6 protein-coding genes are annotated in these 11967 nt (G+C 74.3%); all 6 read right to left on the minus strand.

Features of this window, described 5'->3' with window-relative positions; all coding sequences use genetic code 11:
* The coding region (locus AOK22_RS23555) for a serine/threonine-protein kinase (protein ID WP_157872275.1) at window positions 1-985 on the minus strand (985 nt) is incomplete at its 3' end.
* 91 nt (window positions 986-1076) lie between these two features.
* The gene (locus AOK22_RS23560; RefSeq protein ID WP_055700702.1) at window positions 1077-2867 is read right to left on the minus strand and encodes a serine/threonine-protein kinase; all 1791 of its coding nucleotides are present in this window, start codon (window positions 2865-2867) and stop codon (window positions 1077-1079) included.
* Window positions 2868-2945: 78 nt separating this feature from the next.
* Window positions 2946-4676 (minus strand): protein kinase domain-containing protein, encoded by a 1731-nt coding sequence (locus AOK22_RS23565; RefSeq protein WP_055700703.1) that lies wholly within the window; start codon window positions 4674-4676, stop codon window positions 2946-2948.
* A gap of 123 nt (window positions 4677-4799) precedes the next feature.
* Complete coding sequence (locus AOK22_RS23570) at window positions 4800-6425, minus strand: serine/threonine-protein kinase (protein ID WP_055700704.1); 1626 nt, start codon at window positions 6423-6425, stop codon at window positions 4800-4802.
* A 167-nt stretch (window positions 6426-6592) separates the two neighbouring features.
* A complete protein-coding gene (locus AOK22_RS23575; protein ID WP_055700705.1) occupies window positions 6593-9460 on the minus strand; it encodes a protein kinase in 2868 nt (955 codons plus the stop codon).
* Between the two features lie 199 nt (window positions 9461-9659).
* Window positions 9660-11678 (minus strand): serine/threonine-protein kinase, encoded by a 2019-nt coding sequence (locus AOK22_RS23580; protein WP_055700706.1) that lies wholly within the window; start codon window positions 11676-11678, stop codon window positions 9660-9662.
* Between the last annotated feature and the right edge of the window lie 289 nt (window positions 11679-11967).

The raw sequence follows: 11967 nt of genomic DNA on the forward strand, positions 1-11967 counted from the left end.
CCGCGTCCCGTCCGGCCTCCGGCGCCGCGGTGTCCCCGCGCCCCCGGGGGATCCGCAGCGTCCCCACGTCGTCCGAGAGCTCCCGCAGCCCGGAGGGGTCCTGCGCCGGCGTGGCGCCGAACGGTTCCGGCAGCGGACGCCCCTCCGCCGCCGCCTCCAGCGCGCCCGTCACCTCGAAGGCGTCGGGCCGCAGCTCGGGGTCCTTGGAGAGCAGCCGCTGGATCAGCGGCGCGAGCCGGCCCGCGCGCACCGGCGGCGGCGCCTCCGCCGAGAGGACCGCGGCGAGCGTGGACTCAAGTGTCGTACGCCGGAAGGGCGACCAGCCCTCGACGGCCGCGTACAGCAGGACGCCGAGCGACCACAGGTCGGACTCGGGACCCGCCGGGCGCCCCGACATCCGCTCGGGCGCGATGAATTCGAGCGAGCCGACGAACTCGCCGCTCACCGTCAGGGACTCCTCGCCCCGGATGTGCGCGATGCCGAAGTCCGTCAGGACGACGCGGCCGTGCGAGCCGATGAGGACGTTGGCGGGCTTCACGTCGCGGTGCACGATGCCCCGCGCGTGCGCGGCGGTCAGCGCGCCGACGACCGCGAGGCCGATGCGGGCCGTCTCCTCCGGGGGCAGCGCGCCGCGCTGGAGCAGCTCGTGCAGGGACTCCCCGCGGATCAACTCCATGACGATCCACGGCAGTCCGTCCTCCAGGACGACGTCGTGGATGGTGACGGCCGCCGGATGGTCGACGCTCGCCGCGGCGCGTGCCTCGCGGTGCATCCGGGCGTAGGCGCGCCGGTGCGCGGCGTCGTGCGGATCGCCGGGCAGCCGCGGCTGCTTGACCGCGACGTCCCGGCCGACCAGCTCGTCGACGGCACGCCATACGGTGCCCATGCCTCCGGAGCCGATGCGCTCGGCCAGGCGGTAACGCCCGCCGATCAGACGTCCGCCGTCGTGGCGCACGTCGTCCCGGCGTCCCCCGTCAGTGCTCATGCCTCATGAGTACCGTGCGGGGGACGTCCACGACCAGCGCGGTGATCCACCTGTGACAGTGGGGAGGCGGCAGGGCCGCCTCGGACCGGCCTCAGAGCTTGTCGAGCTCCAGATCCGCGATGGCGGTCCTGGCGACCTCGCGGCCGCGCTCGGTGAAGTCGCCCTTGCCGGGATAGTCGATCCAAAGCCGGTACATGTCACCGGACTTGGTCCTGTAGTAGAGAATCCTCGCCTCGTGCGGCAGCTCGGTCTGCGAGTCGGTGTACGTGACCGTATTCTCGGCGGCGCTCTGGTCCTTGTACTTCGTCTCCTTGGTCGTGGCGTCGGGAGCCGGATCGCTGGACATGCTGCTGAACGACGTCTCGCCGCTCTGCTCGAACTTCTCCGCGTCGGCGTACGCCTGGGCCGCGGCGGTCCCGGCGATCTCCTGCGAGGTGTCCTTCTTCTCGGCGCGGTCGAGCGTGATGAAGACGGCTCCGCTGGGGTCGGTGTACCGGACCCACGACTTGTCCGTGTCGGTGTCCCCCGGCTTGCTCTCCACGTACGCCTCCGGCGCGGAGACAGTGGCGCCGACCGCCTTGGCCCCGTGCCGCGTCCAGCCCTCCGCGTCCGACCCCCCGAAGGGATTCACCGCGACCAGTACGCCCGCGGCCACCGCCGCGACGACCACGCCGGCCACGACCGCCAGGGCCTTGCGGCTCAGGAAGATCCCCTTGCCGCGCGGGGCCTCTCCGGCGTCCGCGAACGCGACGGCCCGCGTCGGCGCCGCCGACTGCGGAGGTCTGGCCGCCTCCTCCAGGAGGGCGCGGACCTGCGCGGCGTTCGGGCGCTGGGCGGGATCCTTGGCCAGCAGGCGGTTGATCGCCTCGGCGAGCGGACCAGGGGCGGACGCGGGCGCGGCCGGCGTCGCGTTCAGGACGGACTGGAGCGTCGCGGGGGTGTTGTTGCGGCGGAAGGGCGAGACGCCCTCCGTCGCGGCGTACAGCACGACGCCCAGCGACCACAGGTCGGACGCCGGGCCGGGCCGCTGCCCCAACACCCGCTCCGGGGCGATGAATTCGGGCGAGCCGACGAAGCCGCCGGTGTCCGTCAGGTTCGTCTCGCCCTCGATCTGGGCGATGCCGAAGTCGGTCAGGACGACGCGGTCGTGCTTGCCGAGCATCACGTTGTCCGGCTTCACGTCGCGGTGCAGGATGCCGGCCTGGTGCGCGGCGTCCAGGGCGTTCAGTACGTCGAGGCCGATGCGGGCGGCGTCGCGGGCGCCCAGCGTGCCCTCCTGGAGCGCGGCGCCGAGCGAACGGCCCTGGACCAGCTCCATGACGATCCACGGCTGGCCCTCCTCGACCGCCACGTCGTGGACGTTGACCACGGCCGGGTGGTCGAGGCGGGCCGCGGCGCGCGCCTCGCGGCGCATCCGCTCGAAGGCGTTGGCGCGCTCGCGCTCGGGCAGGTGGTCGGGGACCCGCGGCTCCTTCACGGCGACCTCGCGGTCCACCGTCTCGTCCTTGGCGTGCCACACCGTGCCCATGCCGCCGTGGCCGAGCTTGGAGAGCAGCCGGTAGCGCCCCGCGATCAGCCGCCCGGCACCGGGCTCCACCTCGGCCGACCGGCCCGACCGGCCCGACTGACCCGACTGGCCGGACTGGCTCGGCGGGGTCGACTGACCCGGCGGTGTCGACTGGCTCGGCGGTGTCGGTCGGCCCGGCGGATTCGCCTGACCCGGCTGGTTCGGTACGACCTGCGTGGGCTGGGCATACGGATTGCCGGGGTGAGCACCACCGCTCTGGCCGGATTGCCCCGGTACACCGGGCTGTTGCGGTGGCTGGAGGCCGAAGCTGGTGGGTTCATACGGGCCGTAGGAGGCTCCCCCGTCGTTACTCATGCCCTCATGAGTACCCCGCGGGACTCCCCCGTTTCCAGCCAGGCCGCCCACTTGTGACCGGGGCGATGCACAGGGCCGTCAGCGCCGTACGAAAGTGTCCACCGCCGCGTCGAAGTAGCGCCGCGCCTGCGCCGCGTACGCCACCGGCGCCGAGACCCACACCGAGTACATCCGGCCGCCCTCCTCCCAGCAGAGGTCGACCGTGCGGCGGGCGCCCTCCGCGTCGTCGAAGCCGTTCCAGGTGAACTCCCGCAGGGCGGCGGGCCTGCCGTTGCGCGTGGTCTCCGAGACCCTGCCGTCGCGGTAGCCGGGGTTGTCCCGGGGCCCCTCGGCGGCGGCGCGGCGCTGCGCGGCGAGCGGGCCGCCGGGCTCGGGCGCCGACTTCTTGATGCCGATGCGGTAGGTGCCGCCGGGCGACACATAGGAGACGCGAGGGCCGTCCGTCCGGCGCCGGAACCCCTCGGGCACGGCGAGCGCGAAGCCCTCGGGGTCCTTCGCGATGCGGTAGCCCCGCGGTGCCTCGGGCGTCGAGGGCCCCGGCGTCTTGGTCGTCACGCTGACCGTGGGGCTGGGCGAGGGCGGCGGCACGGAGGCCGAGGTGCCGGGGGTGCCCGGGGTGCCGCCGCCGTCGCCTCCCCTGGCCAGCAGGAGCACGGCGGAGACCCCGGCCCCGGTGACGGCGGCCACCAGCGCGGCGGCGATCAGGACGGCCCTGCCCTGGCCGCCCGGCTTGGCGTGCGGATGTCCGGCCGGCTCGATGTGCGGGTGCCCGCCCGCGGGCGTCCGCGGGCCCGTGGACGGATGGTGCCGCGTGGGCGTGTGCCCGCCCCGGCCCGGACGGCCGTGCAGTCCGGGGAGCCCGGAGAGCCCCGCGCGGCCGCCCCGCCCCGGTCTCTCCCGCGTCACCACGGGCATCCGCCCCGTCTCGACGTACGCCCGCAGCAGCCGCTCCGCCTCCGCCGCGTCGAGCCGCCGCTCGGGGTCGCGGTCCAGGAGGCCGAGCACGACGGGCAGCAGCGGCGCGGCCGCCGGTGGCGGGCGCAGCTCCTCGTAGATGACGGCGTGCAGGACGCCGCCGATCGAGTCGCGGCGGAACGGCGACTCGCCGGCCAAAGCGGTGACCAGCAGCGCGCCCAGCGACCACAGGTCGGACTCGGGGCCGGTCCGCTCCCCCGCCATCCGCTCCGGCGCCGTGTACTCGGGAGAGCCGACGAACGACCCGACCTCCGTGAGCGTCGTCGCCCCGGTGACCTGCGCGATCCCGAAGTCGGTGAGCACGACGCGGTCGGTGGCGTTCTCCAGGAGCACGTTGGCGGGCTTGAGGTCGCGGTGCAGGATGCCCGACGCGTGGGCGGTGCGCAGGGCGCCGAGCAGGTCGATGCCGATGCGCGCGACGGCGTGCGCGTCCAGCGGCCCGGACCGCGCGATCCGCCCGGCCAGCGAGCCGCCCTCGATCAACTCCATCACGACGTAGGGGTGTTCGTCCTGCACGACGACGTCGTGGACGACGATGATGTGCGGGTGCCGCAGCTGCGCCACCGCCCGCGCCTCGCGCAGGGTCAGCTCGCGCTGCTGCGCCGCCTCGGACTCGGAGAGCGTCTCGTCGAGCGCCAGTTCCTTGACGGCGACCTGTCGGCCCAGCAGGTGGTCGGTGGCGCGCCAGACGACTCCCATGCCGCCCCGGGCGAGCCGCTCCTCCAGGCGGTAACGGCCCGCGATCACACGGGTGTTGCCCCTGCCGGACCCGCCTCCGCCGACGCTGCCCCCGCCGGCGCCGGTTCCACCTGCGTGGTCTCCCAGGCTCCCCATGCGGCCATCATGCCCCACACGTGTGCGAACGGAATGGGTCTCACCGAGCCGCGGGCGGGTTCCGGCCGCCGGATCAGGCCAGTTGGGGGCCGTACCAGGCACCCCAGGGGTGGGCCGGGGCGCTCAGCCCTCCCGCCACCCCCGGAGCATGGCGTCGAACCGCTCCCGGTTGGTGTCCCAGTCGCCGTCGGGGGCCGACAGGTAGATGGCGTACTCGACGCCGTCACGACCGATATACGTCTGCTCGATGGCGCGGCGCGGGCCCGCGGTCGTGTCGTTCGCCCCCGCCGTCCAGCTGAACTCCCAGAGGGCGCCGGGCCGGTCGCGGAACCGGTTCGAGTCCAGGTGCAGCCGCTTGTACTGGGGCAGCTTGACCCGCAGGCCCTTCTCCAGGGACACCTGGTGCGTGTAGGGGCTCTCGAACTGCGGGTTCCTGTCGACGCCGATGCGCAGGAAGGTCCGCCCCTCGTCGGGCGTGAAGTCGACCTGGCTGCCGTCGGCCTCGCGCTTCCAGCCCTTGGGCAGCATGAGGCTGAACCCCTCGGGGTCGTCGATCCGCTCCCAGTCATCGGGAATGCCGCCGACCGCCTTGCCGGGGGTCTCCGCGTGGGTGCCCGTCTGTCCGTTGCCGTTCGTGAAGTGCAGAAAGCCGAAGACACCGCCGCCGCCGAGCAGCGCGGCAGCGATGACGAGGGCGACGACGGCGAACCGGCTCCGCCGCCGGCCGCGTTCGGGCCCGGCCGGCCGGTGCGGGTCGGAATCGGAGACGACGGTGGACCGCTCGTGCGCGCCGCCGCGGCCCTGCGCCGACGGCTGCGTCCCATGCGCCCCGGCACCGGACGGGTGGGTCGTGGTGGTCCCGGCGCCGGTCGGGTGCACCTGCGTCGGCACGTACGCCTGCGCCGCGTGCGGACGCCGGCCCTCCGCCGCCTCGGCGAGCATCTGCTCGGCCTCCTCGGCGGTCGGCCTGGTCTCCGGGTCCTTGCGCAGGAGCGCGCTGATGACGGGAGCGAGCGCGCCCGCGTGTTCGAGGGCCGCGGGCTCCTCGGTGACGACGGCCTGCATGGTGCCGAGCGGCGACGTGCGCCGGAACGGCGAGTAGCCCTCGACCGCCGTGTACAGCGTCGCGCCGAGCGCCCACAGGTCGGAGGCGGGCCCGGGGTTCGAGCCGCTGACCCGCTCGGGCGCCAGATAGTCCACGGACCCGACGACCTCACCGGTCCGCGTGATCGTGGAGTCGCCCTCGATCGCCGCGATCCCGAAGTCGGTCAGCAGGATCCGCCGGTCCGTCGCCAGGAGTACGTTGCCGGGCTTGACGTCGCGGTGCAGGACCCCGGCCGCGTGCGCGGCGCGCAGGGCCTTGAGCGTCCACAGGCCGATGCGGGCGGCCTCGACGGGCTCGACGCGGCCGTCGTCCTTCACGGCGTCCGCCAGCGAGCGGCCCTCGACCAGCTCCATCACGATCCAGGGCCGGTCGTCGTACTGCACGACGTCGTGGACGGTGACGACGGCGGGGTGGTTGATCCGCGCGGCGGCCCGCGCCTCCGTCTGCGTCCGCGCGAAGAGGACCGCGCGGTCGGCCTCCTGCACGAACTGCGCGGCCGTCAGCTCCTTGACGGCGACGGCGCGGTGCAGCACCTCGTCCTGCGCGCGCCACACCCGTCCCATGCCACCGCGGCCGATGGACTCACCGAGTCGGTAGCGGCCCGCGAGGAGCAGGCCCTGCGTCTGATTCACGTTCCCCCGCATAGGTCTTGACAGGGCCAGGTTAAGGAGCGGAGGCCGCGCAGGGAACCACAGGGGGCCTTAGGAGACCGCACTGTTAGGTCACACCCGTCACAGCGGGGCCCTGCGGAGCCGGATGCTGACGGTCCGTCGTCCGGTCGCTCACAGTGGGTCGTCCGCGGCACCGACGCTCAGCCGGTGACCTGGTAGCTGGCAGACGCCTGTTCGTACAGCCGCGTCACCTCGTCCCGCTCCGCCTCGGGCCCGCGCACCTGCACCACGTGGTACTTGCCGCCGACGACCATCACCAGATTGCGTACGTAGACCTCGCGTCCCCCGGAGTCCTGCCAGGTGAACTGCCCCTCCGCCATGGCGCGCCCGCCCACGTCGATGCGGCGCATGCCGCTGGAGGTGGCCCAGGAGGAGTCGCGGAACGGCTGCAGTTCGCGCTCGTCCTCGCGCTGGTACTTCATGGGGTCGCTGCCGTAGCTGTCCGTGCCGTCGCGTCCGGGGACCACGAGCAGCTCGAAGTCGCCGTGGGTGTAACGGACCTGCCCCCGGCCGTTCTTGGGCTGCCGGTCCCAGCCGCTCGCGACGGCGACGCGGAAGCCCTCGGGGTCCTTGCGCAGCGTGAAGCCCTGGGGCAGCTCGGGTCCGGAGGTCTGCGGCTGCTGCGAACCGGGGCTCTTGCCGGGCTTGTCCTTGCCCTTCTCCGGCTTGTCCTTGTCCTTCTCGGGCTTGCCCTTGCCCGAGCCGGGCTCCTCGCCCTTGCCGTCGCCGGTCCCGCCGCTCGTCTCGGGCGCCGAACTGACCTCGCCCGCGTTCCCCGCCCGGTCGCCCGAACCGCTCTCGCCGGACTTGGGCATGAACACCATGGCGTAGACGACGGCCGCGGCGAGACCGATGAGGATGGCGAGCAGCAGCAGCCGCCCGAGCGAACGGGGCCGGGCGGCCCCGCCGCGGGCCTGCGGCGCCCGGCCGGGGCGCTCGCGGGCGGGCCGGGGTTCGCGGGCCGGGCGGGGCGCACGCGGCATCTCGGACCGGCGGCCCGGTCCGGCGTCACGGCCCCCTCCCGCGTCGTGGGACGGGCCGGGGTCCCGGAACAGCCCCGGTTCGTGGAAGAGTCCGGGGTCGCGGGACGGCGCGGGGTCGCGGGAGAGTCCGGGGTCGCGCATCTCCCGGGTGTCGCCGAGCCCCTGCGAGGGCGGGGCGACGCGCAGGTCCCTGGCCTTGCCCGCCCTGCCCTTCCCTCCGCGGCCTTTTCCTCGCTTGTGCCGTCCGTGTCCGTTCCCCTGGCCGCCTCCCTCGGCGAGCGCGGCGCCCCGGCGCTTGCGGACGACCTCGCCGCGGCGGCGCACGATGGGCAGCCGCCCCGCGTCGTACGGCGGGACCGGCACCACGTTCGCCCCGGCCTCCGGCTCCGGCGCGGACCGCACCAACGAGCGCAGCCAGCCGCTCAGTTCCTCGAAGTCGAGCCGGTCGGTGGGGTCCTGGCGCAGCAGCGACTCGACCACGGGCCGCAGCGGTCCGCACTCCTCGGCGAAGGCGGGCGGCTCGGCACACACGAGCTGCACGAGCTCGGCCGTGCTGTCCTCCGGGTACGGCGCGTGTCCCTGCACGGCGCGGAAGAGCAGCGCGCCGAGGGCCCACAGGTCGGTGGCGGGTCCGATGGGCGCGGCGAGGCGCCAGTTCTCGTGCACGGGGCCGGCCTGCTCGGGCGCCCAGCGCTCGGTGACGGCCCCGACGACCACCATGCGCGCGTGCCGGGCGCGCTCGGCGGCGAGGGCGGTAGCGGGTCCCCGCGCGGCGGTCCCTTCGGCACCGCCGTCGTCCCAACTCCCGCGGGGCGCCTCGGAGTCCCTCTCACCGAACGCACCGGAGCCGCCGGTGCCACGGGCACGACCGGTGCCACCGGCACGTCCGGCGTCATCGGCACGACCGGTGCCACCGGCACGTCCGGCGTCATCGGCACGACCACGAGCCCCAGCAGCACCAGGGCCCCCTGGGCCCCCGGGGCCGCCCTCCGTGCCGGCCCTCCGCACATCCCGCGCCCCGGCCTCGCCCCTGCTGCGCGGCACCGCCCCGTGCCAGGGCTTCGTCCCGGCCACGCCATAGGGGTCCGAGATCCGCCCGGGTATCCCGGGCTCGTCGTCCCCGCTGTCCGCCCCGCGCTCCTCGTACGCGGACGCGTAACCGCCCGGCAGGGCCAGGGTCCCTCCGTCGATGCCCCGCGCCACGGCCCGCGGCCCCGCGCGATACGCCGCGACGGTCCGCCGCACCGCGGCATCCGCGCCCTCACCCGGCTCGGGCGCGGGATCGAGCGGCACGTCACCGTCGTCCTCGTCGCCGCCGTCCGCGTACTCCGCGTCGTATCCCGCCTCGTACTCCGCGACGTTCCCGACCGAACCCGCCGAACCGGCCGGCTGGCCCTCCTCCACCGGGCGCGGGTCGTACCCGCAGAGCGCGTCCTCGGCGGCTCCGGCCGCCAGGCCCGTCAGCATCACGCGGCCGTCATCGCATATCAACACGGTCCGCGCCGTGATGTTGCGGTGCACCCAGCCGTGCGCGTGGAGCACGCGCAGCGCCGCGAGGACGTCGGCCGCGACCTCGGCGGCCCGGTAGGGGCTGAGCGGCCGGTCCGCCAGGAGCGCGGCCAGGGGTCTCGCCGCCACCAACTCGCTCACTATCCACAGCGAGCCGCCCTCGGCGAACACGTCGAAGACCTGGTCGAGGCGGGGATGGTCCGGAATCTGCGCGGCCGTCTGCGCCGCCTCGATCGCGCGCCGCACCGCCGGATCCGTGGGCCTGCGCGTCGTCCGCGCCGAGGACCTGCGCGCCCCGGCCCCGCCGGCTCCCGCGCGCGGCACGAACCCGTCGGGCAGCTCGGTCTCGTCGAGCACCTCGGCCTCGACGATCTCGGGCAACGGCACCTGTCTGACCAGGACTTCCTGGCCGCTGTAGGTGTCGAAGGCGCGCGACTCGGCGAACTCGTACTCGTCCGCGGGAGGCAGCGGCAGGCGGTAGCGGTCGGCGAGCACCCGTCCCGCATAGTCGTCCACGATGCCTCCCCCGTCCGCCCGGTGGTCAAATCCGTTCGTCTTGCGGCTCGTTGCGGCTGCGTACGGTCCGCAGGCACTCACGATACGTGCCGTGGGCGAACCGCAATGAGGGATATGAGATCTCAGGCCCGAACTCGGGGGCGCACGGCATCGGCACCCCTGTGGCCTCGGGTTCCCTCACGGCGAGGCCCGGGTTCCCTCAGGACTTCGGCTTGAACGTCTTCGTGAGCGTCCGCCACGTGGCCTTGCGCTGCTCGCTCCCCCAGTCGTCGGCCTTGGCGGTGTACATCATCCCGTAGCCCAGACCGCCGTTGACGACGAAGCCGCGGTCTATCGAGCGGAACTTGGTCCCGCCCTCCACGTAGGTGAACTCCCAGTCGGCGGTGTTCCAGCCGCGGTAGTCCACCTTGTCTATCCGGATCCGGTCGTACTGCGACCGGACCATGTACTTCTCCTGGTTCTTCCAGTCGCCCACCGGGTCGTCCTTGGGGCTCGTCGTCCAGCCGATCAGCAGCTTCTGGCCGTCGGGCCCGCCGAACCGCACGCCCGCCCGGCCCGAGGACTGGTACTTCCAGCCCTTGGGCAGCCCGATCCTGAAGCCCTGGGCCGCCTTGTACGTCGACGCGGCGCCGTCCCCGGGCTTCTTGCCGTCGTCCCCCTTGGCGGAGTCGTCGCCCTCGCCCTCCTCGGGCCCCGCGCTCTCGTCCTTGGCCGGGTCCTTGGCCTTCTCGTCCCCGGAACCGGAGCCGGTGTCCTTGCCCTGGTCCTTGCCGGCGCCCTTGTCCTTGTCGCCGCCACCGGCGCTCGCCCCGCTGGACGCGGCCTTGTCGCCGCCCTTGCTGTCCTCGCCCGCGCCGCCCTTGTCGTCGCCGGACAACGCGAAGGCGAGCACCGTGCCGAGCACCGCCAGCACGGCCACCACGGACACGATCACCAGCGTCCGGCGCGGCACCACGTCGGTGAGCGACGCCTTGGGCGGCACCCGCGGTGGCGTGCCGCCCGGACCGGAGGGCGAACCGGCGGGCGCCGACGCGGACGCGGCCGCCGTCCCGGTGCCGCGCGCGGTGGCGGACGCGGCCGCCTTGCGCACCGACTGCAGAGCGCCCTTCAAGCGGTCGGCGGCCTCCTCGGTCCTGCTGCCGCCCCCGGCACCAGCACCGGCACCGGACGCACCCTCAGAAACCGTGCCCGCGCCCGATCCGACGGCCGCGCCGGCCCCCGCCGCCTTGGCGGGCTTGGTCAGCCGGGACGTCTTCGGCGACTTCGACGGCCTGGGGACCCGGGAGGACTTCGGCGCCTTGGGCGGCGCCGGCGGCAGGGGCACCACCTTGGTGGCCTCCACCGGCTCCGGCTCCGCCGGGGCCTCCGGGGCGTGGACGACGTCGATCAGGAGCGCCCGCGCGCCCGTGTCGTCGAGCCGCTGCTCCGGGTCCTTGGCGAGGAGGCCGTAGATGACCTTCTCCAACGGTCCGGCGTTCGTGGGCTTCTCCACGTCCTCGGTCATGACCGCGGTGAGGGTCGCGATGGCCGACCCCTTGTCGTACGGGGGCACGCCCTCGACCGCCGCGTACAGCAGGCCGCCGAGCGACCACATGTCGGCCGCGGGGCCGGGCTTGTGGCCGCGGGCCCGCTCCGGGGAGATGTACGAGGGCGCGCCGACGAGCATGCCGGTCGACGTGATCGAGGGGTCGCCCTCGACCTGCGCGATGCCGAAGTCCGTCAGGACGACCCGGCCGTCCTCGGCGATCAGCACGTTCGAGGGCTTCACGTCGCGGTGCAGGATGCCCTCGCGGTGCGCGGAGCGCAGCACGTCGAGCACGGCGAGGCCGACCTCGGCCGCCCGCCGCGGGGTGAGCAGCCCGTCCTCGCGGATCGCCTCGGCCAGCGACTTGCCCTCGACCAGCTCCATCACGATCCACGGCCGGTCGTCCTCGTCGACCACGTCGTAGACCGTCACGGCGCCGGTGTTGCGGATCCGCGCGATCGCCTTCGCCTCACGCAACGTACGCGTGATGAGGCGGCGCTTCTCCTCCTCGTCGATGCTGGAGGGGAACCGCAGTTCCTTCACCGCGACCGTGCGCCCCAGCGTCTCGTCCTTGGCGCGCCAGACCGTGCCCATGCCGCCGCGGCCGAGCACTTCCCCCAGCCGGTAGCGCCCGGCGAGGAGACGTTCGCTCTTGTCCTGACGGGCCTCACCCGTCTGCTCCGCGTCCGACATGCGTCCCCTCTGCTGCTACCGCTGCTACCCGAGCAACCCGCCCTGACAGAGCCTTCATTGTCCCTTACTCAAGGACCGGCCGGCGCCCAGGGTCCACCGTCCCCCATCATGGCCCGCGCGCAAGGAGGGACCGCCCGTGCCGACACCGCGCTCACCGCAGGACCGTCGCCTCGCGACCACCCTCGCCGACGCGACCGCGGGCCGTCCACCACCGGTGGCACCGGCCACTGAGGCCACTCTTCCGCTGCTCACGGCCGTGGGCAAGGCCCCGGCCGCCGCCCACCCGCCC

The sequence above is a fragment of the Streptomyces silaceus genome (assembly GCF_001419745.1).
GTDB lineage: Bacteria > Actinomycetota > Actinomycetes > Streptomycetales > Streptomycetaceae > Streptomyces > Streptomyces silaceus.

Bases quoted from the DNA above. Each gene is read 5' to 3' on its own strand.
- AOK22_RS23560 (WP_055700702.1), bottom strand. From the start codon at position 2,867: ATGAGTAACGACGGGGGAGCCTCCTACGGCCCGTATGAACCCACCAGC.
- AOK22_RS23565 (WP_055700703.1), bottom strand. From the start codon at position 4,676: ATGGGGAGCCTGGGAGACCACGCAGGTGGAACCGGCGCCGGCGGGGGC.
- AOK22_RS23580 (WP_055700706.1), bottom strand. From the start codon at position 11,678: ATGTCGGACGCGGAGCAGACGGGTGAGGCCCGTCAGGACAAGAGCGAA.
- AOK22_RS23570 (WP_055700704.1), bottom strand. From the start codon at position 6,425: ATGCGGGGGAACGTGAATCAGACGCAGGGCCTGCTCCTCGCGGGCCGC.